General features: G+C 70.5%; 17 protein-coding genes. 6 read left to right on the forward strand and 11 right to left on the reverse strand.

Going from position 1 to position 21,999, the window contains the following annotated elements; all coding sequences use genetic code 11:
- The 5 genes from AWX74_RS33455 to AWX74_RS33475 form a co-directional block, all read right to left on the reverse strand.
- On the reverse strand, positions 1–567 hold a 567-nt coding region (locus AWX74_RS33455), incomplete at its 3' end, for a GTP-binding protein (RefSeq protein ID WP_207550476.1).
- Positions 567–1,469: a sulfate adenylyltransferase subunit CysD gene (gene cysD / locus AWX74_RS33460; protein WP_091284947.1), complete on the reverse strand. Its 903-nt coding sequence runs from the start codon at positions 1,467–1,469 to the stop codon at positions 567–569. The genes AWX74_RS33455 and cysD, both read right to left, overlap by 1 nt.
- A 62-nt stretch (positions 1,470–1,531) precedes the next feature.
- The gene (locus AWX74_RS33465) at positions 1,532–2,389 is read right to left on the reverse strand and encodes a nitroreductase family protein (protein WP_242666533.1); all 858 of its coding nucleotides are present in this window, start codon (positions 2,387–2,389) and stop codon (positions 1,532–1,534) included.
- A 164-nt stretch (positions 2,390–2,553) separates the two neighbouring features.
- Positions 2,554–2,820 (reverse strand): cytochrome P450 family protein, encoded by a 267-nt coding sequence (locus AWX74_RS33470; RefSeq protein WP_131799604.1) that lies wholly within the window; start codon positions 2,818–2,820, stop codon positions 2,554–2,556.
- A gap of 71 nt (positions 2,821–2,891) precedes the next feature.
- Positions 2,892–3,692 (reverse strand): SDR family NAD(P)-dependent oxidoreductase, encoded by an 801-nt coding sequence (locus AWX74_RS33475; RefSeq protein ID WP_091284855.1) that lies wholly within the window; start codon positions 3,690–3,692, stop codon positions 2,892–2,894.
- A 198-nt stretch (positions 3,693–3,890) separates the two neighbouring features.
- Between AWX74_RS33475 and AWX74_RS33480 the strand changes: the two genes are divergently transcribed.
- Positions 3,891–4,685, forward strand: coding sequence for a TetR/AcrR family transcriptional regulator (locus AWX74_RS33480; protein ID WP_091284856.1), 795 nt, complete (start codon positions 3,891–3,893; stop codon positions 4,683–4,685).
- On the opposite strand, the gene AWX74_RS33485 is transcribed toward AWX74_RS33480, so the two are convergent.
- Positions 4,629–5,489 carry an SIR2 family NAD-dependent protein deacylase gene (locus tag AWX74_RS33485; RefSeq protein WP_091284858.1) on the reverse strand — a complete coding sequence of 287 codons (861 nt, stop codon included), beginning with the start codon at positions 5,487–5,489 and terminating at the stop codon, positions 4,629–4,631. The genes AWX74_RS33480 and AWX74_RS33485 overlap by 57 nt on opposite strands.
- A gap of 331 nt (positions 5,490–5,820) precedes the next feature.
- On the opposite strand from AWX74_RS33485, the gene AWX74_RS33490 reads away from it, so the two are divergent.
- The 4 genes from AWX74_RS33490 (at position 5,821) to fxsT (ending at position 14,204) form a co-directional block, all read left to right on the forward strand.
- Positions 5,821–6,516, forward strand: coding sequence for an effector-associated domain EAD1-containing protein (locus AWX74_RS33490; RefSeq protein ID WP_091284860.1), 696 nt, complete (start codon positions 5,821–5,823; stop codon positions 6,514–6,516).
- 116 nt (positions 6,517–6,632) lie between these two features.
- Complete coding sequence (locus AWX74_RS33495; RefSeq protein ID WP_091284862.1) at positions 6,633–8,234, forward strand: VMAP-C domain-containing protein; 1,602 nt, start codon at positions 6,633–6,635, stop codon at positions 8,232–8,234.
- Positions 8,227–9,459, forward strand: a complete 1,233-nt coding sequence (locus tag AWX74_RS33500; protein WP_242666534.1) for an AAA family ATPase — start codon at positions 8,227–8,229, stop codon at positions 9,457–9,459. The genes AWX74_RS33495 and AWX74_RS33500 overlap by 8 nt, the downstream gene beginning before the upstream one ends.
- The gene (gene fxsT, locus AWX74_RS33505; protein ID WP_091284864.1) at positions 9,456–14,204 is read left to right on the forward strand and encodes an FxSxx-COOH system tetratricopeptide repeat protein; all 4,749 of its coding nucleotides are present in this window, start codon (positions 9,456–9,458) and stop codon (positions 14,202–14,204) included. Before AWX74_RS33500 ends, fxsT begins: the two co-directional genes overlap by 4 nt.
- Before the next feature lie 100 nt (positions 14,205–14,304).
- Here the strand turns inward: fxsT and AWX74_RS33510 are convergent, their stop codons facing one another.
- The 3 genes from AWX74_RS33510 to AWX74_RS33515 form a co-directional block, all read right to left on the reverse strand.
- Positions 14,305–16,011, reverse strand: a complete 1,707-nt coding sequence (locus tag AWX74_RS33510) for an HEXXH motif domain-containing protein (RefSeq protein ID WP_242666535.1) — start codon at positions 16,009–16,011, stop codon at positions 14,305–14,307.
- Positions 16,008–16,184 carry a hypothetical protein gene (locus tag AWX74_RS40375; RefSeq protein WP_165615898.1) on the reverse strand — a complete coding sequence of 59 codons (177 nt, stop codon included), beginning with the start codon at positions 16,182–16,184 and terminating at the stop codon, positions 16,008–16,010. The genes AWX74_RS33510 and AWX74_RS40375 overlap by 4 nt, the downstream gene beginning before the upstream one ends.
- A gap of 361 nt (positions 16,185–16,545) precedes the next feature.
- Positions 16,546–18,111, reverse strand: a complete 1,566-nt coding sequence (locus AWX74_RS33515; RefSeq protein ID WP_091284869.1) for an AMP-binding protein — start codon at positions 18,109–18,111, stop codon at positions 16,546–16,548.
- 296 nt (positions 18,112–18,407) lie between these two features.
- Here AWX74_RS33515 and AWX74_RS33520 point away from each other — a divergent pair, with 296 nt between their 5' ends.
- Entirely contained in the window at positions 18,408–19,097 is a 690-nt protein-coding gene (locus AWX74_RS33520; protein ID WP_242666536.1) for a DUF2599 domain-containing protein, read from the forward strand.
- A 76-nt stretch (positions 19,098–19,173) separates the two neighbouring features.
- Here the strand turns inward: AWX74_RS33520 and AWX74_RS33525 are convergent, their stop codons facing one another.
- The gene (locus tag AWX74_RS33525) at positions 19,174–20,241 is read right to left on the reverse strand and encodes an ABC transporter substrate-binding protein (RefSeq protein ID WP_341271989.1); all 1,068 of its coding nucleotides are present in this window, start codon (positions 20,239–20,241) and stop codon (positions 19,174–19,176) included.
- 275 nt (positions 20,242–20,516) lie between these two features.
- Positions 20,517–21,932, reverse strand: coding sequence for a glycosyltransferase family 4 protein (locus AWX74_RS33530; RefSeq protein ID WP_091284875.1), 1,416 nt, complete (start codon positions 21,930–21,932; stop codon positions 20,517–20,519).
- Positions 21,933–21,999: the final 67 nt, after the last annotated feature.

Consider the following 21,999-nt stretch of genomic DNA (forward strand, 5'->3'; position numbering starts at 1 on the left):
GGCGAACTGGCGGTAGTCCGCCTCGATGGCGTCGAACGTCTCCTTGGAGTATCCGACGAGATCGAGCTTGTTCACCGCCAGGACGACCTTGCGGATTCCCAGCAGCGACACCAGATAGCTGTGCCGGCAGGTCTGGGTGAGCACACCCCGGCGAGCATCGACGAGAATCACGGCGAGGTCGGCGGTGGACGCGCCGGTCACCATGTTCCGGGTGTACTGCTCGTGCCCGGGGGTGTCCGCGACGATGAACTTACGCCGCTCGGTGGAGAAGAACCGGTAGGCGACGTCGATCGTGATGCCCTGTTCGCGTTCCGCGGCGAGCCCGTCGACGAGCAGCGCGAAATCGAGCCCGTCGCCCTGGGTGCCGACCTTCTTCGAGTCGCTTTCCAGCGCGGCGAGATGATCGGAGAAGACCAGCTTCGAGTCGTAGAGCAGCCGGCCGATCAGCGTGCTCTTGCCGTCGTCGACGCTGCCGCAGGTGATGAAGCGCAGCATCGACTTGTTCTCGTGCGCGCGCAGATAGCCCTCGATGTCGGCCGCGACGAGGTCGTTGGTCGCGTGCGCCATCAGAAGTACCCCTCCTGCTTCTTCTTCTCCATCGACCCGGAGGAGTCGTGGTCGATAACCCGGCCCTGCCGCTCCGAGCTCGTCGTCAGCAGCATTTCCTGGATGATCTCCGGCAGGGTCGCGGCGTTGCTCTCCACCGCGCCGGTGAGCGGGTAGCAGCCCAACGTGCGGAACCGGACGCTGCGCTGCTCGGGAACCTCACCCGAAGCCAGCGGCATCCGGTCGTCATCCACCATGATCAGCGCTCCGTCACGTTCCACCACCGGCCGCTGGGCGGCGAAATACAGCGGGACGATCGGGATCTGCTCACGGTAGATGTACTGCCACACATCCAGCTCGGTCCAGTTCGACAGCGGGAACACCCGCACGCTCTGGCCGGGGGCCTTGCTCGCGTTGTAGAGGCGCCACAGCTCGGGGCGCTGCGCCTTCGGATCCCACCGGTGCTGCGCCGAACGGATCGAGAAGACCCGCTCCTTCGCCCGGGACTTCTCCTCGTCCCGGCGGGCCCCGCCGAACGCCAGGTCGAAACCGTGCTTGTCGAGGGCCTGCTTGAGACCCTCCGTCTTCCACATGTCCGTGTGCGTCGCGGAGCCGTGATCGAACGGGTTGATCCCCCGCTCGACGCATTCGGGGTTCTGGTGGACCAGCAGATCGACACCGAGGTCGGCCGCGATCTTGTCGCGGAACTCGTACATCGCCCGGAACTTCCAGGTCGTGTCCACATGCAGCAGCGGGAACGGCGGCCGGGACGGATAGAAGGCCTTCATCGCCAGGTGGAGCAGCACGGAGCTGTCCTTGCCGACGGAATAGAGCATCACCGGTCGCTCACTCTCGGCGACCGCCTCCCGGAAGATCTGAATGCTCTCCGCCTCAAGGCGCTGCAGGTGTGTCAGTCGGCCCATGCCGGGGTTGCCCTTCTCCGTCCGTGCTCTCCGTGCCGGCGCGTCCACGCGGTCGGTCTGGCTCATGGCTGCGGTCCTTCGTCACGTCCGGTGACCGTTGCCGGTCGAGGCTGTCGAGGCTGTCGAGGCGGATCGGCGTCGGCGACCGGTCCGGAATCGGCAGCCGGTCCAGGATCGGCAGCTGATCCCAGCGAACCAGCAGCCGGCCGGGGTGGGCCGGCTGTGGTGAACCTCGTCCCAGCCGGATCCACGGCCCAGTCCGCGGGGCAGCCCCATTCCTCCTCGTACACAAGCTCGGCCAACGGCCTCCGGCGCACCGGGCCATGCCGGCCCGCCGGCCGGCCCAGCGTGATGGTGCCGGCGATGAACGTGCCGTCGGGAACCCCCAGCAGGGCCCGCAGCTCGGCATCGACAGCGAAGTTCCAACCAGTGAACGCGCCACCATATCCGAGCGCGCGGGCGGCGAGCAGAAGATTCTGACAGGCCGGATACACCGACGCGCCCTCGGACGGCGTCGGCTCACGGTAGCGCACCAGGCACGGCAGGATCAGCACCGGAATCCGCTCGAACCCGTCGACGAACTGCTGGAGGGCACGGGCCGTCCGGGCCTTCGGCGAGTCGGCGACGCCGCCGGAGCCGCGGTCGTAGCCGTCCGCCTGGCGTTTCCCACCCCAGGCCCGCCGGGCGGCCTGCCCGATCAGCGCCTTCGCGGCCTGGGCCTTCGGGCCGTCTGTCAGCACGACGAACCGGAACGGCTGGCGGTTGGACCCGCTGGGGGCCCGGGTGGCCGCGAACAGGATGGTCCGCAGGACCTCCCGGGGCACCGGCTCGTCGGTGTAGCGACGGATGGCCCGCGTCGTCGTCAGGCCCTCCAGCAGGCCCACCGTGTCTACCGGAAGCTCGATGCCTGGCTGAAACACAGTGCCCGACCTGCCCGCCTGAAACACGGTGCCTGCCGGAAGCCCTGGGGGCGCCGTAGGCGCCGGGCTCTCCCCCGTGGTCATCGGTCAGATCCACCTGTCCGCTCGCGGTGCATCCGTCCATCCTCCCGCTCGGTCGCCGCGCCCGTCCGACTGGCTCGTTGTTATGAAGCAACCACGGGCAGGTGCTTCCATCCCCTCGGCGTGGATGTGTGGTCCAACACCGTGGCTTCGCAGTCGATGTCCCGGTCGGTCCAACGCCGCAGCAGCTCGCCGAGCACCACCCGGCCTTCCATGCCTGCCAGCGAGGCGCCGAGGCGGAGGTTCGGGCCGCGACCGAAGGCCAGGTGACGGTCGATCCGCCGGTGGATGTCGAACGAGTTCGGGTCCACGAAGTGGCGCTCATCACGGTCCGCGGAGGAATTGGGCACCGCTGCACAGCGGCGCAGAAAGGTCGCGGTGTGGCGGCGCACAGCAGGGCGGCAGGGCTGCAGGCCGCGGGTCAGCAGAAGTCGGAGCCGCCGTCGACATTGACGTTCGCGCCGGTCATGTAGGTGTTGCGACGTGAGGCGACAAAAGCGATCACCGCACCTATCTCGGATGGCGCCCCAGCCCGCGGCAGGTGCGCGGGGTGACCGAAATGCTCGGCAATACCGCTCATGACGGCCCGTAGGTCCCCGGGATCGATGCCGACACCGCGCGCCCAGGTGGCCAGCCCCTCGGAGGCGAAACTTCCGGGCGACACGGTGTTGACCAGAATCTCGTCGTCAGCCAGGGTCAGCGACAGGTTCTTGCTGATACTGGTCACCATCGACTTGGCCGCCGTGTAGGCGATCAGGGAGGCGGTCTGACGCTTGGTCGAATGCGCTGAGATGTTGACGATGCGGGCCCATTCGGCAGCGCGCAGGAGCGGGAGGGCCGCACGTACGCAGCGCACCATGCCCAGGACGCCCACATCGACGGCGGCGAGCCAGTCGTCGTCGGTGAGCTCCTCGAACGGGCCCATCCGGGCGCCCTTCGGACCGGTGGCGTTCACCAGGCTGTTCAGCACACCCCAGCGGCCCCGCACCACGTCGAAGGCGGCGGTCACCTCGTCCGCCCGGGTGATGTCGGCCTGGAGGGCGACGGCGTCGGCCGCCCCGAACTCCAGCAGCCGCGCGACGGTTCTGTCGAGGTTCGCCCGGCCGCGGGCGAGCACTCCGACCTTCGCACCCTCGGCCGCGAAGCACTCCGCGGCGGCCAGGCCCATTCCCTGGGTACCACCCTGCACCACGACCGCGGCACCGGCTAAGCCAAGATCCACCTTGACCGCTCTCCCATCCGACAATCGAACGATTCACCGACGAACAATTCGCGTGACGAACGATCCCTCCGACAAGCGATCCGCTCGGACGACCGATGCGCCTGACGAACGATTCGCCTGACGAACGATGCACCCGCCGACCGATATCCGAGGACCGGTTCACCCGAATGAATTTCGCGACAGTATGATGACACCAATATGAGCGTGCCCGCAACACCCGCCGAGAACGAGGGCCAGGCGCGAGCCCGTCGGCGCTACAACAGCCCGGTCCGCCGCGAGCGAGCCGTCCAGACGCGGGAACGCATCGTCACCGCCGGCTCCGAACTGGTCCACGGGTTCCCCGTCTGGGACTGGAGCGACCTCACCTTCCGTGCGGTCGCCGAGCGGGCCGGAGTCGGCGAGCGCACCGTGTACCGCCATTTCCCCACCGAGGTCGACCTGCACGGTGCGGTCATGCGCCGGCTGCAGGAGGAGGCCGGCGTCACCTACGACAACCTCGGTCTCGATCGGCTCACCGAGATCACCGCGCGATCCTTCGCGACGCTCTCGTCCTACGCCGTGGCGCGCTGGGACCGCACCGAGCCGCACCAGCCGGCACTCGTCGCGGAGGACCGGCGGCGCCGGGACGCACTCCTCGCCGCCGTCGCCCCGCACAGCGCCGGCTGGAGTGACGACGAGCGCGCGGCGGCGGCGGGCATGCTCGACGTTCTGTGGAACGTGCCGACCTACGAACGACTGGTCCGGACGTGGAACCTCACGCCCAGCACCGCGACCGAGGCCGTCAGCTGGGTCCTTGATCTGGTTGTGGAGGCGATCCGCGCCGGCCACCGTCCCGGTGCCGGCCGGCTCGAGGCAGACCGGCACCAGCAGGCCAGCTCAGCACCGACAGACCCCACTCAGGCCGGGCCAGAGCACACCGAGCCGGGGCAGGCGGTGTCAGGGCAGGCGGGCATCAAGCTCGGTCAGGGCGGTCAGGGCGCCGAGCGGGAGTGAGACGCCGCCGCCGGCACGGACACCGGCCTCCACCGGGTTGACCCGGATCAGCCGGCTGCCCGCGACCGACTCTGCCAGCCGCCGCACGGTCGGCACCGCGGTGCCGGCACCGAGCTCGATCACGGCCAGCCGGGCATCGCCACCCCCGGCGAAATGCCCGTCGAGCCAGGACATGCAGGCACGCGTCGCCTGCTCGGTGCGTAGCCCGACCCAGTTCCAGTCACCGAACATCAGGATGTTCGGGCGGGCGAGCGAGCCGCAACGCGGGCAGCGGGGCAGCGGTTCCCGCGCCCGCATCGACTCCTGGTCGACCGTGACATCGACTCCCTGCGCCGACCAGATGTCCGAGGTGCAGGGCCGCACGCACTGAAGGTGATGGATCGAACCGTGCACCTCTGCCACCTCGGCGATGCCGGCCCGCTGGAACTGGCCGTCGACGTTGGAGGTGAACACCCACATGCCTGCGGGCAGCCGAGCGCCCCACCGGCGCAGGATGCCGAAGCCGGCATGCGGAACGGTCTCGCGGTAAAGGGCGAGCCTGTGACCGTAGAAGCCCCACGCCAGGGCGGGGTCGGTGCCGAAGTGGGCCGGATCGGCGAGCTCGACGAAGGACAGGCCGAGGCGGGCGTAGGGCGGGTACGCCTGCCAGAACCCGGTGTCGCCACGGAAGTCGGGCAACCCGGAATCCACCCCCATGCCCGCTCCGGCGCACACCAGCAGCGCGTCCGCTTCGCCCAGTAGCTCGGCCGCCCGGTCCAGGGCATCGCGGACCTCGGCCGACGGATGCTCCCGCGACGCCGTCATCTTCGCCTCCAGTACCCGTCAGGTCATCGGCGTCCCCATCATCTCGGCCGGGGGCGGACCACTCACGGTCCCGCCCCCTCGATCGGGGCGTCCCCGGACCCGTTCCGACCGCCGCCACGCCGCCACGCCGCCGCGCCGTTGCGCCCACACCGGACGCCCCATCACCGCGACCGGATTCACAATTCCAGCCCGTGCCATGCCGGCTCGTCGTACAGTCCTGGCAGAGTTTCATTCGGAGGGACACTCTCGGACGGATTCTGCGTGCCCATTTCGGGCACTGTCGGCCTTACCACCCGGCGAAGTGACCCCGTTGATCTCTTCGGGGGCGCGGATGTGCACGAATCAAGATCGGGAACAGTCCGGCCCGAGTTCGCGCCGACTCATCGAACGGCGTCTGGTCGAGGTGCTCGACGACGCCGCCGATCTGCATTCCGAACGCAGCCGCCTGCTGCTGGCCCGCCAGGTCGAGCGGGAACTGAACACCCGCGTCCGGGTGACCGACCTTCCCCTCTCGCGGCAGTGGTTCATCCGACTGCTGGAGATCTGCGCCGAGCGCCCCGGCGGAATGGCCGCACTCGCCGTGGCCGTCGCGCAGATGGAGCCCGGCGGAGTCACCGCGAAGGACGTCGCACAGCTCGCCGCACGCTGGGAGCAGCTCGGCACTCCACGCGGAAAGCGCGCCACCACAGCGGAAACCGCAGCCCCGAGCATCAGGCCGGCATGGGAGAGCCCCACACCGGAAAGGATCACCGGCGCTCCGAACGTGCACGGACTCCACGTCACCGAGGTGCAGGCTCTGGCCGCCGCCTTTCCTGCCCGGTCCGCGTCGCAGAGCCTTCTCACCGCCGCCGGTCTCGCGCCGGAGCAGCAGCCGTCCTGGGCCGCACGCAGCGCCCTGGAGTTCTGGACCGAAGTGAATCAGCTCCTCACCGCCGGCGCGCTGGTGGACGGCCGCCGGAAAATTTTGGCCGCAGCAGCCGAGCGCCTACCCGAAAACCCGCATTTCGGGGGTTTCCAGCCACCTTAATTGTGCTGATGTAGGACACTCTGAAGAAGGCTCAGCCGCGCCCGGCAGATCTACCTGCGCGGCCGGCGCGAGAGGTTCGGGGGGCCGTGACCGGTGCGGATGAACCTCGCAACCGTATGACTCGGGATGCTTTCCTGCACCGATACCGGTCCGCGGTCGAACGGCAGATCGTCGAAACCCTCGACGACCACCCGGACCTGCACGGGGCCGGAAGCCGACCGGTGCTGCTGCGCAGATGCGCTGCCTGGTCGGGGACACGGCTGCCGATCAGTGACCTGCCGCACGCCCGGCACTGGTTCGTCGACCTCGTGGGCTCCTTCAGCCGCGAAGGCCGCTTCGATTTCCTGGCCGAGGCCGTCAACGACCTGACCGGTGACGGCGAGCTGCGCGCGGCACTGCTGCGGCTGGACGACGCCTGGCAGGCAGCCGAGGTCGCCGCCGACGCTCCCGAGGGCCTGTGGGAGGAGCTCCAACGTGAGCTGAGCTCCGTGCCGGCGTCGCGGGTCGCGGACGTCCTGCACCAGGTCACCGAGGGCCGGCACAGCGGGCCGGAGTCCGACCACTGCAGGACCGCCTGGGATCTGTTCGTCTTCCTCTGCGACCGGTCGGCTCCGGGCGGCCGGCTCGGTCCCCGCATCGAGTTCCTCGAGCATCTGGTGCACGACATCGATCAACGGGTGGCACGCCGGGTCGAGGCCTGGCACCAGTCCTGCGCCGACGACTGGAAGGCGACGGCAGCGCTGCGTGCGCTGCGGCTGGGCCGCGGCAGCCCTGGCAGCCCTGGCAGCGGTCGCAACGGTGACGACGGCCGAAGCCGACAGGCGATCCTGACACTGCAGCTGGAAAGGATCGCCACCAGCCCCGACCTCTATCTGCTGCGCACCTGGCAGCAGTGGGACGGCCAGGAGACCGTCTTCCACCCGGCGGCGCCACCGGTGCAGATCACCCGCCAGGCCCTGGAATGGCAGGTCGAGGCGGCGGTGCAGCGGTTCGAACGCTCCCTCGCGAGCGACGGTGTCGACGCGCGGATCGAGTTCATCCTGCCGCTGGACCTGCTGGGCCTGCGGGTTGAGTCCTTCCGCGTGGAGTGGGCTACCGGTGTGCCGCTCCCCCTCGCGCTGCGTTATCCGGTCGTGCTGCGCAGCCTCGACCGGATGCGCCAGCGGGAATGGCACCGGGCGTGGCGCCTGCGGTGGCGGATCCTCACCCGGGAACCGGCGCGGGCCGCCGTCGTGCGTGGTGAGCCCGCCGACGGCAGCCTGCGCCGGCTGGAGGCACGGCTGCTCTCTGACGAGGGAGTGGTCGCGGTGGTGTTCGACAGCGTGCCGGCAGGTCACGTGCCGGCGGGCCGCGTGCCCGTGGGCCATGCTCCGACGAGCCGCGTGCCCGTGGCCCGGCTGCCTGCGGCCCACCATCCCACGCCGCCGCACGAACAGCTCATCATAGCCCTACGCTGCGGAATTCCGGGAATTCTCTGGTCCTATTCCCCGGATGCGGCGGACGCCGCCTCGGGGATCCATGAGTTCGCCGGCACCCAGAAAGTTGACACCCTTCCCGACCGGGTCACCTCCGCCCGCCGTGCGGCTTTCCTGGAAACCGCACCGGACAATAGCCTCGGAGGGTATCTTGCGCTGTTATGGGATGACCCCGACAGGCTGCCGGAACGGGGGTTGGCCGGTTCTCCCAGCCACCCCGAGGGGGGACACCACCGTGACTGACGATGCCCCGGGCCGCGATCGGCCGGGTTCCGCCGATGGTGGGACACGCGCCGGCGATCCTGCACCCACCAGCCTTCCCCGACCCGGTGGGCTGGCTGACACGGACGCCGCGCCGGGCACGCGACCTGCGCAGACACCGTCAGCGCCGGGCTGGTGGCTGTTCGACGGTGGAATCCGGTCCGAGGTCCGGGAATGGCCTCCGCCACCGCCGTGGCGGATGTTCTCCGGGGGTCCCGACCAACCGGAGCCCCCGGAGGAGCAACGCGAAACCACCCGGCGACTCGGCCTGGGCGGTGTCCGCCTGCTCGACCACTCCGCGCTCGGGATGGTGAACGCCGCTCTCGTGCTGCGCCGGCCGTTGCTGGTGACAGGAAGCCCGGGCAGCGGGAAGTCGAGCCTCGCGTACCAGATCGCGGCGAGCCTGGGGCTGGGCCGGGTGCTGCGCTGGCCCATCACCAGCCGCAGCACCCTGGCACAGGGCCTCTACGACTACGACGCGATCGGCCGCGCCCAGTACGAGGTGTTCGGCCGGGCCCAGGCGGCGCCGTCGGGCCGACCCACCGGAACGCGGGCTCGGTCGCCGATACGCGCCAAGGATGTCGCCGACGCCGAACGTCCCGCGTTTGCCGCCATCCCGCCGGTCGGGGACTTCGTGCATCTCGGGCCTCTCGGCACAGCGCTGCTCCCGCATCGCCGGCCGCGGGTGCTCCTTGTCGACGAGTTCGACAAAAGCGACATCGATCTTCCCAACGACCTGCTGAACGTCTTCGAGGACGGGCAGTTCTCCATCCCCGAGCTGGTCCGGGCTCGAGACGCCACACCCGAGGTGCGGGTCCACACCGCGGACCCCGGTGGCACGGCGACAGTCCACGCCGGCATCGTCGAGTGCCACGAGTTCCCGGTCGTCGTCATCACGAGCAACGGGGAGCGCGAGTTCCCGCCGGCGCTGCTGCGCCGGTGCACCCGCCTGGACATCCCGCCGCCCGACACCGAACGGCTGGCGGCGCTGATCGCCGCGCACTTCCCACACGGCATCGCCGGGCGTGCCGAGCTGGTCGAACAGTTCACCCGGCACCGGACCCTCGCCGGGCCGCTCGCCGCGGACCAGCTCCTCAACGCGGCCTACCTGCTGACGCTCGGCGCCGACACGGACGGCGCCGAGGCCTGGCCAGATCTGCGCGAACAGCTCTGGCACCGCCTCGCCGCCGACACGGACCCGGGATGACCACCGAGGGATCCGACCCCGCCCCATCCGCACGGCTGCCGCCCCCGGCGGCTTCCGTGGAGGCCTGGCCGATCCCCGGCTCGTCCGCCGTCTCCGGCGCTGGAGCCTCCGCCGCTTCCGCGGTCGACCGGGCCGCGACCACGGTGGGAATCACTGCCCGCGAGCACGCCGAGGCGCTTTGGCTCTACGGCCTCATGGCCAGCAGCGGTTCGCAGGCGCAGGCGCAGGGCTCCACCGCTGGCGATCCATCACCGGCGCCGTCACCGTCGGGCGCCGGCCCCAGGGACGGCGCCCTCGGCGAGGGGCGCCCGACCGGACCGGTTTCCCTCCCGACACCCGACCCGGACACCCGCGGCGACAATGCCGGAAACACTGACGCTGAAGAACAATTTCCGCCATTTCCGCGGGCTGACCGAGACATTGCGCTCGCAACTCCCGTATCGACGAACACCCGACGCCTTCAGGGTGCCCCGGAGGATGACGCGGAGTCCTTATGGACACCCCTCCCCTGGATGCGGCCCCGTAGTGGTTTCGCGTCGCTGGAGAGGCAATTATCGGGTGCCCGTCGCAGCCTGCGGCCGCTACGGCAGACTGTCCCCTCAAAGGTCCAAATGGTGCTGGACGAGGAGGCCACCGCGGAACGTCTTCTGCGCGGGCCGGCGCCTGTTCCGGTCCGCAGACCAGCCCCGGAGCGCCGCTGGGAGCTTGTCCTGCTGGTGGACGACAGTCCGTCCATGCAGGTGGCCTGGCTCGACCTGGTGCCGCTGTTGCGCGGCTACCTCGTCCGCGAGGGCGTCTTCCGCGACATCCGTGTCTGTTTCGTCGACGGAGAGGCCGCGGAGGCGGGCCAGGTCACGCTCCGGCCCGAGTCCCGGGCCGGCGGCCTGCACCGGTCCCCACGGGAAGTCATCGATCCGAGCGGCCGGAGGATCATCTGGGTGCTGACCGACGGCGTCGGGCGAGGCTGGCGCAACGGGGCGCTGCACAGGCAGCTCTGGTGGTGGAGCCGCCGCCTTCCGGTGGCGGTGATGAACCCGCTGCCGGCCCACCTGTGGCATCTGACCGGCCTCGCCCCGCACCAGGTGAGCATCTTCGCCGCCGCCGGGCCGGGCTCGGTGGCGGTGCGCTGGCGGTTCCAGGATGCCTGGGCCAGTCTGACCGGTGACGCGGTATCGGATCAGGCCGCCGTGGCGCCGATTCCGATGCTCGGCGTGGACGGAGGCAGCATCGCCAGCTGGGCCCGCTTCCAGTCGGCGGAGCACGAGCGCCGGTTGGACGCGCCGGCTGTGCTGGTAGGACCCGACGGCACAGGTACGGGCGCAGGGGAAGGCACGGGGCAGGACACGGGAGAAGGCACAGCCGCCGGCCGGAACGCGGGGGCCGGAACAGGTGGGCACGGCGCCCGCGTCATGGATGGCGTCGGGGTGACGCTGACGAAACGGACGAAGCCGACACCGCTGGAGATCGTGCGCCGCGCCCGCGCGACGCTGAGCCCCGCGGCCTTCGACCTCGCGGTGCGGCTCGCGGCTGTCCCGTTGACCCGGGACGCGATCCACATGGTCTGTGACCAGGTCTCACAGGCCGGCCGGGCCGAGCTCGGCGAGATCCTCGTCCACCGCCTGCTGCGTCCCGTCACGGCTGCCCCCGCCCTGCCCACGGCCGCCGACGAGGTCGCCTTCGAGTTCGGCGAGGGGGTTCCCGCCGAGCTGCTCGCCTGCGGCAGACAGTCCCAGACGATCCGGACGTGGCGTTCCGCCGGACGTCTGCTGAGTCCGGCGGTGGCGGCGCTCCGGCACGTCGACGTCGTTCTGGACGACCCGGTGGGCGCCCCGCTGCCCGTGATCACTCCGCACAGCGCGCCCTTCATCCGGGTCGAGGAGGTCGTCCTGAGTGCCCTGTCAGGGCCCTACCGATCCCGCGCACTGATGCTTCGCGACGCCCTTCGGACAGCGGAGCGTGAGGTCCAGACCGACGGCAGCCCGGTGCCCCTGTCGGCCGGCGCCGCGCAGGCCGGCGTGTCTGGCACGCGCAGGCCTGGCCGTCGACATGAGGTAGAGCCTGTGACCCACAGTAACGACTCGACATCACGCGCGCCGGCCGCACGGACGCCCATAGATGACCAGCCCACCGCGGCCGAGGTTGCTTCCGCTGACCCTGGAGGAGGGAATGTGGCGCAGTACGACGCGCCGACAATCGTGACCAGCCCGACCGCGGCAGGCATCGCGCCGGAAATACGTCCCCCGGCGCGGCGGCCCGGGGGGCAGCCCGTGGTCTGGGGCAACATGCCCCAGCGGAACCCGAACTTCACCGGGCGCGCGGAGCTGCTCGACGCCCTGCACGAGCGGCTGCAGACCGGGACCACGGCCGTGCTGCCCGAGGCGCTCCACGGCATGGGTGGAGTCGGCAAGTCGCAGCTCGCCATCGAGTACGTGTACCGGCAGCTGGCCGACTACGACGTCGTCTGGTGGATCCCGTCCGAGCGGACCACCCAGATCAACCAGGCGCTCGTGGAGCTGGCCCAACGTCTCGGCCTGGGCGTCGGTCAGGAGGCCAATGCCGCGGTGCCCGCCGTCATCGAGGCGCTGCGTGTCGGCAAGCCCTTCAGCAACTGGCTGTTGATCTTCGACAACGCCGACGACCCTCGGGCGGTGCGCGACTTCTTCCCGGCGAGCGGCACCGGCCGCATTCTGATCACGTCACGGAACGCGCAGTGGGCGGGGGCCGCCCGTGCGCTGGAGGTCGACGTGTTCCAGCGCGGCGAGAGCGTCGAGCTGCTCCGCCGACGAACGACGTCGATCGGCGAGGTGGACGCCGACCGGGTCGCCGCCGCGCTCGGCGACCTGCCGCTGGCCATCGAGCAGGCGGCGACCTGGCTCGCGGAGACGGGCATGCCGGCCGACGAGTACCTGCGGCTTTTCGAGGACAAACGGCAGGAGCTGCTGGGCACCGCGCCACCGCTGGACTACCGGATGCCCGTCCGGGCGGCCTGGAACGTCTCGCTGGACCGCCTCGCGACGTCGAACCCCGCCGCCCTGCGGCTGCTGCAGGTCTGTGCCTATTTCGCGCCCGACCCGATCTCCCGGCAGGTCTTCCGCCGCGGCCGACACATCTCGATCGTTCCCGAGCTCGACGCGGCGCTGCGCGACTCGTTCCGGCTGAACGAGGCCATCCGCGAGATCAACCAGTACGCCCTGGCCCGTATCGACCACCGCACCAACTCCCTGCAGATGCACCGCCTGGTCCAGGCCGTCCTCATCGGCCGGATGAGCCCCGACGAGCAGGAGACGATGCGCCACGGGGCGCACCGCCTGCTCGCGGCCAGCGACCCGGACGAGCCGATGAACCCCGAATGGTGGAGCGTCTACGCGGAGCTGTACCCGCATGTGATCGCGGCGGGCGCGGTGGAGGGCCACGATCCCCTCATCCGGGACCTGCTCGTCAACGAGGTGCGCTACCTGTGGAAGTGGGGCGACCACGAGGTCGGCGTGGACCTGGCGCGCCAGGCCTACGAGAGCTGGCGGGTCACCCTCGGCGAGGAGCACCCCCACACGCTCTCCGTCGGTGGCTGGTACGGCTGGCTGCTCCAGGTGGTCGGCAACTACTCCGAGGCCGCGCCCATCAACACCCGGATGCTGGAGCTGTGCGAACGGGTACACGGCCCGCGGCATCCCGAGACCCTGGCCGCGTTCGCGAACGTCACGATGGATCGCAAGGTCAGCGGCGACTTCGCGGGCGCGGTCGAGCTGAGCGAGACGGCACGCGAGCGCGCGGTCAACGTCTACGGTGCCGACCAGCCACAGTCCCTGAACGCCGCGCACAACCTGGCGGCCGCGCTTCGGCTGGTGGGTGACTTCCGGCGCGCGCAGGAGATCGACGACGACACCTGGCGCCGACGTTGCGCCCTGCTCGGCGAGGACAACGTCACCAGCCTGGAGTCCCACAGCAGCCAGAACCTCAACCTCCGCGAGCTGGGTGACTACCTGGGCGCGCGGGCCCGGCAGGAGGAGCTGGTCGCGCGGCTCCGTGCGCTGTTGGGCAACGAGTACCACCCCGACCTGTTGCGGGCACTGCGCAATCTGGCCATCGACCAGCGCAAGGCCGGCGACCACGACGTGGCGCTGCAGACCTCACGCCTTGCCTGGGAGCGGCTCCTGTCCCGGTACGGGCCGGACCATCCCGACACGCTCGCCGCGATCCTCTGCTACTCGATGGACCTGCGCCACAACGGTGATCTCGACGAGGCCCGCCGCCTGTGCGAGGACGCCCACCGGCGTTACCGGAACAGCTTCGGCGACACCCACCCGCACACTCTGGGCGCCGAGACCAATCTGGCCGTCGTCTACCGGCTGGCCGGCGACGCGGAGACCGCGTTCGAGATCGACCTCCGGTCCTGCGCCGCGCTCGTGGCGACGATCGGCCCCGACCACCCGCTGGCCCTGATCTCGGCGACGAACCTGGCGAGCGACCACTACGCGCTCGGGCGGCCGGGTGAGGCCCGTGGGCTCGACGAGGACACGCTGGAGCGGTCACGCGTCCATCTCGGTGCCGACCACCCGTCCACCCTCGCCGTGCTGTCCAACCTGGCCATGGACCTGCGGGCGCTGGGCGAGCGGGAGCGGGCGGAGGAACTGCACGCCCAGGTCGTCTCGCAGCTGGACCACGCGCTCGGCGTCAATCATCTGGCGACCCAGTCGGCTATGAGCTGGGTGCGCTCCGACTGCGACGTCGATCCGATGCCACTGTGAGACCGGCCTCCCGGCGAGCGGCGCCACGTCGTTGCCAGGAGGTCGGTGTGATCAGGAAGCTGGCGTTGTCAGGAGGCTGGCGGCCCGAGCCGCGGCGGTGTCAGACCGGGAGGCCGCTGAGATCGCCGACGCCGTCATCCCAGGTCGTCGGCCCGGGCCGGGCCTCCAGGATGCGGCAGGCGGCGAGACCGGCGACGGCCCGGTCATCCGCCGGATCCGCCCGGGCCGCCCGCTCATAGCCGCCGCGGGCACCCGCGAGATCACCTGCCACCAGCAGCCAGTCGGCGGGCAGCAGTGCGTCGCCGGGGCGGGTGGCCCCGGCGATCGCCTGTGCCGCCCGGGTGCGGAACTCGCGCGGCTCGAGCAGCTGGAGCCGGCACAGGTCGGTCAGCCCCTGCAGCGGCACCGGCCGGACGACCTCCGCGGTGTGGCGCCGCAGGAGCCAGCGCGTCCGGTGCACGTGACGTGCCAGACCGGCGAACCGCTCGGCCTCCGAGGCCACCGGTTCACCCAGCCAGCTCTCCAGCCGCAGCACGAGGCCGGTGACGAAACGGTGACCGGCCTGGGTCAGATCCGGGTGCACCCGCACCTGGCGGAGCGCCTCGTCGACCTGCCCGCGCGCCAGCGCGAACTCGAAGTCGGCGTGCAGGCGCGCCGCCCCGTCCAGCGCCCTCCGCCAGGTGCGCCAGAACGCGGTGACCTCAAGAAAGGCGTATACCCCGTGCAGCATTCCCTGGAGCGGACGCGGATCGTCGCGCCAGGGTGCGTAGCCGACCGGTCCCGGCCGGCGGACCAGCAGCTCCGTCAGGTTGAACAAAGCACCGAGGCGGGCGTGCGCCAGCTCGTGCAACAACGTCTCCGCCAGCCACGGCCCGTGATTCGTCTCGGCGAGGCTGATCGAGCCGACCGCGTCACCATCCGACGCGCTGTTGATCCGGAAGCGCTGCCTGTTCGGTATCGGGGCCAACATCAGCGGAGCCTGCGACAGCAGCACGGCCTGCCGCGGAAAACGAGTCACCAGAATCTCCCACGCGGCGGCGAGGGTTTTCTCCCAGTGCCGTACCGAAGAGGTTTCCAGCCGCAGCGGACGTGCCGGGGTGGCGATTTGGCGGAACGGGTCCGTGTCGTCAAGGGCCACGGTCAGGACACGGTCCCCGTATTCGGCGCGCAGCACCGGCAGTGGCCGCCATCCGGCGCCGGCCACCGTGACGTCCAGGCAGATCTCCCCACCGGGATCGGCGCGCAGCCGACCGGCCTCGTGGCGCAGGGCCACGACAGCCCAGATCCCGTGGCCGGGCACGTTACCCGAGCCCAATGTCGGCAGCACCAGAAGGCGATGACGCAGGGGCACCCGGAGCACGAAGTCAAGCCCGGCGCGCACGGCGGCGGACGCGGCGACGGTGTGCAGATAGCCGAGATCCACCCACAGCGGCGTGTCGGAATAGGCCACACCGCGCAGGCGACGCAGCACGTGGGCGACCCAGCGCCCGACGGTCGGGTGCTCGAGCACCGCCCGGGCCTCGGCGGGGGCCCGGGCCTCCGCGGCCTCCAGCAGCTCCCAGGCGACGTCCAGCGACGGTAACGGCCCGTAGACGCCGGCCCGGGCCCGTGTCTGGTCCAGGAGCGCCCGCAGCAGCAGCCGCCGCCGGCTCCGCTCGGCTCGCCACAGGACCCGGCTGGGCGCACCGTCATCCGTCCCCGCGGCCAGCGCGTCGAACGCCGCGGCCGACAGCTCCTGCTGTGCGTGCGCCCCACCGGCCATGGGCCCCCGCGGCCCGTCGACGCCCGTTGCTGGGCGGTAGGTCACACCCACCCGGCCCGAATGCCCCCGATCAGCCGACTGTCCGGTTCGTCGATGACCGCCAGGATCCGGCGCAGTCGGTCATCCAACTCGACGTCGTGGCGATGACGCAGGTCACGAAGGCTGAGTTCGCTCAGGTCCAGGAATGAGCTCTGGATGTTGACCGGGCCTTGGGTCATCACCGTCGGTCTCCTTTCGGGCATGGCTGACCACCGGTGCGAGGCGACGTGCCGGTATCACGACGGCACGCCGCGGGAACGTAGATGGCTTCGCTGCCAGAAGTGTCGCACGGCGTCGCCGCACACGCGGCCGGTTCTGGCCCCGCCTGGAAAGGACGAACCATCGCCGAGGAATGGGGCCATGGATCCCGCTGGCCGTATCCAGAGGAGTCCGTTGCCCCGCACCGATCGGCCAACGATGACAATCGCCCAGGAGCCCATTACGTACGGATTTCGAATCATCCGGCGATTTTGCTCGCCCACAACCCGAGGCCGCGTTCCAGGTGCCTCCCACAGGCCGCACCACGCGGACGGGCCGCCGCTACACGCTGGACGACTCGGTAGCCCAGTAGGTGTCCCGAAGCGCCTTCTTGTAGAGCTTGCCGTTGTCGAGACGGGGCAGCTCAGGCACGAAGTCGATCGAGCGCGGCCATTTGAACGGGGCCAGCCTGTCCCGGCAGTAGTCCAGCAGGCGGGCAGCCAGCGCGTCCCCCGCGTCGGCCATGGTCGCCGGTTGGACGACGGCCTTGACCTGCTCACCGAGCTCCGGGTGCGGGACTCCGAACACGGCGACGTCCGCCACCTCGTCGTGCATGACCAGGACGTCCTCGATCTCCCGCGGGTAGATGTTGACACCGCCGGCGATGATCGTGAAGTCGCGCCGGTCGCTCAGGTAGAGATAGCCGTCCTCATCGACATGACCGACATCGCCCAGGGTGCGCCAGCCCGGATGGGCGGGATGGCTCACGGCCCTGGTCCGCCCGGGGTCCTTGTGGTAGCTGAAGCCGGCACCCGGGCTCTCGAAGTAGATCGTCCCGGTCTCGCCGACGGGCAGCTCGGTGCCGTCCTCGGCGCAGATGTGCAGCACACCGCCGCCCTGGGCGCGCCCGACCGAGCCGGGGTGGGCGAGCCATTCCTCGCTGGAGATGCCGGTGTTGCCGAAGTTCTCCGAGCCGGAGTAGTACTCGTAGACGATCGGCCCCCACCATTCGATCATCTGGCGCTTCACGTCGACCGGGCATGGCGCCGCGGCGTGCAGGGCGATGCGCATGCTCGACAGGTCGTAACGGTTCCGGATCTCCGGGGCTAGCTTGAGCATCCGGACGAACATCGTCGGCACCCACTGCGCGGCGAGAACCCGGTACCGCTCGATCGCGCTCAGTGCCTCCTGCGCGTCGAACTTCGGGAGCACCACGACGGTTCCCCCAATGCTGTGTAACACGGCCGACACCCTCAGTGGTGCCGCGTGGTAAAGCGGCGCGGGCGACAGGTAGACGGAGTCGGCGTCGAGGCCGTACATCCGCACCGTCCCGTTCAGCAGCTGGACGTCGCCGGCGGAGGCGGGAGTGTCCGGCAGCGGGAAACGGATGCCCTTCGGGCGGCCGGTGGTTCCCGAGCTGTAGAGCATGAACGAGCCGCGGATCTCGTCCTCGCGGGGCCCGCTGTCGTAGCCGGCGGTGGCGACGTCGAGATCCTCGTGGTGCTCGGACGACCCGTCGAGCATGAGCCGGCGCAGGACCCCTGGCGTCTCCGCCACGATCCCCTCCGCGACACCGGCCAGCTTCCGCGTGGTGACCAGTGCCTTCGCACCGCTGTCGTTGACCAGGTAGGCGACTTCGGGTGCGGTGAGGTGGGAGTTGATCGGAGTGATGTAGAGGCCACAGTTGAGACCCGCCCACACCAGCTCGAAGTAGCGCAGATGATTCTCGGCGAGAACGGCCAGGCAGTCACCCGGGCGCAGACCCGAGTGGACGAGTAAGCGGGACAACCGCGCGGAACCCTCGACCAGCTCACGGTAGGTCTGGACGCGGTCCGTACCGTCGGGGCCACCGGTCAGGATCACCGCGGGCTTGTCGGGGGTCAGTGTCGCGAAGTCGGGCGGGTACATGGATCCTCCGGTTCCTGCGGTGCGGGTGACCGCCGCGGGCAACCGGCGGTTCCCCGCGGCGCAGGGGCACCGCCGGCAGACCGCCACCCACCCGACCCGCGGCCACCTTCCGCTGCGGAAGCAGCATTCGTGCCGAGCGGAACGGCGCTCTTCTGGACGTAATATCAGATTCTCCGACCCGGAGATAGGTGTTGACATCGAGGTCAGGACACTCCCGGCGCCCTGTCGCCGATCCGGCGGGCAATCCTCCAGGCAGGCCCTACGCTCAACAAATGACACAGCAGCGCCGATCGACGGTGGGCCTCATCGGCGCTGCCGGGCTGCTGGCCGCCGTGGCGATCACGGTGGCCGATGCCGGGGGCAGCGACAAAGCCTCTGACGCCGGAGCGTCCAGCGACCAGCAGACCACCGCGCCGGCCACCGGCACACCGCGCGACTCGGCCGGCACCGGTTCGTCGGACCGCGAACCGACCGCCACAGCCTCGGCAACCGGCCCGGCCTCAGCCGCCACCTCCGCGCCCGCGACCCGGCCTGACGCCGCAGGCGCGGGCGCGGCGCCCTACTGCGGCGCGAGCCGCTACGCCGAGGAGATCACCGTGCAGCGGTGGGCCGGCGGCGACTTCCGGATCTCGTTGTGGCCCACCGACGCGGCGCGGCACGCCGACGACCGTGACGGAGCAGTCTCGGAGATGTGGGCGGCGATCAACAGGTGCGTCGGGACGCTGGACTCCGCGGTGACCGAGAGCCTGCAGGACCAGCTCCGCTGCCACGAGTTCCTCGCCCTGGTCCCCGGGTCCGGCGAGGAGCGGTACGCGACCGGCACGACGTTCGACATCGAGAGCTGGCGGCCGACTCCGGGGCGCCGGCGGTGGATCTCCACCCGCTGCGGCAACACCCTGGGAACCGACCCGACCACCACCCCGATGAAGACCTACCGCCCGGACGGCGTCCCGCCCCGTTCGCAGCCCACCGGCGAGCACGCCTAGCGCTGCCCGACACAGCGCTGCCCGGCACAGCGGCGCCCGGCACAGCGCTGCCCAAACAGCGGCGCCGGGAACCGGATCAGCTGCTCGTTCCGTCGGCGCAGACACGTTGCCTGACGACGTCGAAGGCATCGCCGGCGGGATTTATCTGGACGATCGCCGAACAGGGGCTCGGTTTGCCCATGTTGTCACGCAGGCTCACCGGGGAGATGAGGCCGCCCGCGTCGTAGTCGGTGACCCCTCGCAATGCGTTGATGAATCCCTGGCGGGTGGGGCAGGAGCCGGCCAGCTCCAGGCCGTGCAGGAACATGTCGGTGTAGATGTACGCGAACATCGCCAGCTGCTGGTCGGGCCCGCCGGCCTGCGGCGCGAACGCGTTCATGGCCTGCCGATAGCGGTCGATGGCGGGGCCGCCGGACTCGAACGGCCGGAACGCGACGGGGAAGGAAACACCGGCGAGCTGCTTCCCCTTGGCCGCAAGCAATCGCTGGTCGTACCCGCTCAGCGCGACACTGGCGGCGATCTCCATTCCCGTGGTGCGAGCGGCCTGCATGATGGCGGCGAGATCGTCCAGGCTCGACAGGCCGACAAGTGCGTTCACACCCGACGCCGCGAGGCGCCGCGCCGTCTGGGTGGCGCTGTCGACCGCCGGGTTGAAGGGGACCGACTCCGACGCAATGCCCACCGCCGCCAGCGCGGAGGTGTACCTGGCCGCCAGTTGCAGCGTCGAGGGCGCGTCGCCGGTGATGACAATGCCCGCTCTGACCGCGCCGCTGGTATGGACATACTGCGCGACGACTTCGGGCGAGTCCGCGTAGACGAAGCTGAACATGTTCAGATAGTTCGACCAGGACGACTCGGCCGCGAGCCCAACCACGGGTACTCCGTCCGCGGAGAGAGCGGCCATCGAGTCGCCCATCGTCACCGAAGCCGTGAGAAGGCCGAAGACGGACTCGTCGTGAACAAGGCTCGTGACGACCTGAACGTTCTGCGTCAGCGAGGTGGCGTCGTCCCGCCAGTCATAGGTGATCCGTCGGCCGTGGATTCCGCCCTGCTCGTTGGCGAGGCCGAGCCTGGCGTCGACACCGGCACGGGTCGAGGACAGTGCGTCACTACCCGGGCCGGAGTCGGGGTAGACAAAGCCCAACGTGATCTGGTCCGCCGATACCCCGGGGCCCGTGCAGATTTCGGCGGCGCCACCCTGACTGTCGACAGTGCTGGTAGCCGAGCAGCCAGCACTCGCGGCGACAAGGACGGCGGCCGCCATACCTAACAGGCCAGCCTGACGACACAAGCGCATGATGGGCCCTCTCGCTTATTCACAGACAGCTGCACATCCCCTATATCGGCAAAATTCTAACGAAAAAGGCACCTTCGACACAGACCTGTTCTCAGCGCGTCACGTGGTCGCCACGCTGCCGCTCAGCGGGTGCGGGCTGGCGACTCCGGCATGTCGATACGAGATCCGCGTTCGGGCCGGCTCGCTGCGCCATCTCGACTTCGAACGTCCGTGGCGGGCGGTCTCGGCTCCGGGAGCCAGCCGGCCGGCCGGCGGTGGGGGCGGAGACGGAGACCGGGACGAAACGTCGCGGCGCCCCGTTGCCGCGCGCGGAACTCCTTGATTCCGCGCAGGTAGGCGGCTTCCTTGCGGCGGGCGATGGCTTCGGGTTCGAGCTCGGTGACACCGTGCCGGCCGTGCTCGCCGACCGCGGCCGCCCAGCCGGCGTCGAGCAGGAAGGGCGCGAGCGCGTCTGCCAGGGCCGCCGGATCACCGGTCGGGACCACGGTGCCCGCGTTCCAGCGCTGCACGAACGGCGCGACTCCCGTCCGGCTCGTGACGACGACGGGACGTCCAGCCGCGATCGCCTCCACGGCGACGAGGGAGAAGCTCTCGAACCGGCTGGGCACCGCCACGACCCGGGCCCGGCCGAAGACCTCACGGATCTGCGCGGCCGTCAGGTGACCGGTGAACTCGGCGTCAACACCCAGCTCACGGGCCCGGCCCCGCAGCCAGGTGCCGGACTCCACCCCGCCGATGGCACCCGCCGACCGACCCACGACGACGAGGCGGTGCGTCACGCCGGCGGCCCGCAGCCGGGCGGCGGCGTCCAGGAGCACGTCGACACCCTTGAACGGCTCCAGCCGCCCCACGACGGCGATCGTCGGCTCGGTCGCCCGGGCGTCCGGCAGCCCACGCCACGGCGTGGCGTCGAAGAGGTTGGGGATCACCTCGACCGCACGGTCGCCCAGCCAGCCGTCCCGGCGCAGTTCGTCGACGAGCAGCTGGGACGGTGCGGTCACGACGGCGGCCCGCCGCGCCGAGACCTGGTCGAGCCGGTCCGCGACCAGGCCGCGGGTGCCGATCGGCTGCCCGGCGAGGCGGACCGCGAGCATCGTCGGGCAGTGCAGGTGGATGGCCAGCGGCCGGGTGTGGCAGACCGCCTCGATGAGGGCGCGGGTCTCGCCGTCCTGTGTTTCGATCACATCCGGCCGAAGCTGGAGCTGGCGCATCCAGAAGCTGTAGGAGACCGCGAGGCTGGTCCGCAGCGCGAGCGAGTCACGCGGGTGGAGTGGGCCGCGCAGCCGGGAACCGAGGCCGCCCAGCGCACGGGTCGCCGGGGCCTGCAGCAACGGCCGCCGGTGCACGTGCACTCCGTTTTCCACGGTGTCGGAGATCCGCCGCCCCTGAGCACATAGAACGTGCACGTTGTGCCCGAGCCCGACAAGGGCCGCGGCAAGAGCCGCCGTGTACGTTCCGGCGCCATCCCAGACAATGGGCGGATACTGCTCGCAGAAGAAGAGAACCGTCAGGTTCCTGAATGTTCCGAGTAGCCCCATCGCATCCCCAGACCCGGACCTGGGAGCGGATCAGGTACCGGAAGAAGTCAAGTACCGGAAAGAGCAT

The organism is Parafrankia irregularis (assembly GCF_001536285.1).
Classification (GTDB): domain Bacteria; phylum Actinomycetota; class Actinomycetes; order Frankiales; family Frankiaceae; genus Parafrankia; species Parafrankia irregularis.

What these genes read in the sequence shown, in the direction of transcription:
- cysD (WP_091284947.1), bottom strand. Translation starts at nt 1,469, where the DNA reads ATGGGCCGACTGACACACCTGCAGCGCCTTGAGGCGGAGAGCATTCAG.
- AWX74_RS33480 (WP_091284856.1), top strand. Translation starts at nt 3,891, where the DNA reads ATGAGCGTGCCCGCAACACCCGCCGAGAACGAGGGCCAGGCGCGAGCC.
- AWX74_RS33485 (WP_091284858.1), bottom strand. Translation starts at nt 5,489, where the DNA reads ATGACGGCGTCGCGGGAGCATCCGTCGGCCGAGGTCCGCGATGCCCTG.
- AWX74_RS33490 (WP_091284860.1), top strand. Translation starts at nt 5,821, where the DNA reads ATGTGCACGAATCAAGATCGGGAACAGTCCGGCCCGAGTTCGCGCCGA.
- AWX74_RS33495 (WP_091284862.1), top strand. Translation starts at nt 6,633, where the DNA reads ATGACTCGGGATGCTTTCCTGCACCGATACCGGTCCGCGGTCGAACGG.
- fxsT (WP_091284864.1), top strand. Translation starts at nt 9,456, where the DNA reads ATGACCACCGAGGGATCCGACCCCGCCCCATCCGCACGGCTGCCGCCC.
- AWX74_RS40375 (WP_165615898.1), bottom strand. Translation starts at nt 16,184, where the DNA reads ATGACCCAAGGCCCGGTCAACATCCAGAGCTCATTCCTGGACCTGAGC.
- AWX74_RS33515 (WP_091284869.1), bottom strand. Translation starts at nt 18,111, where the DNA reads ATGTACCCGCCCGACTTCGCGACACTGACCCCCGACAAGCCCGCGGTG.
- AWX74_RS33530 (WP_091284875.1), bottom strand. Translation starts at nt 21,932, where the DNA reads ATGGGGCTACTCGGAACATTCAGGAACCTGACGGTTCTCTTCTTCTGC.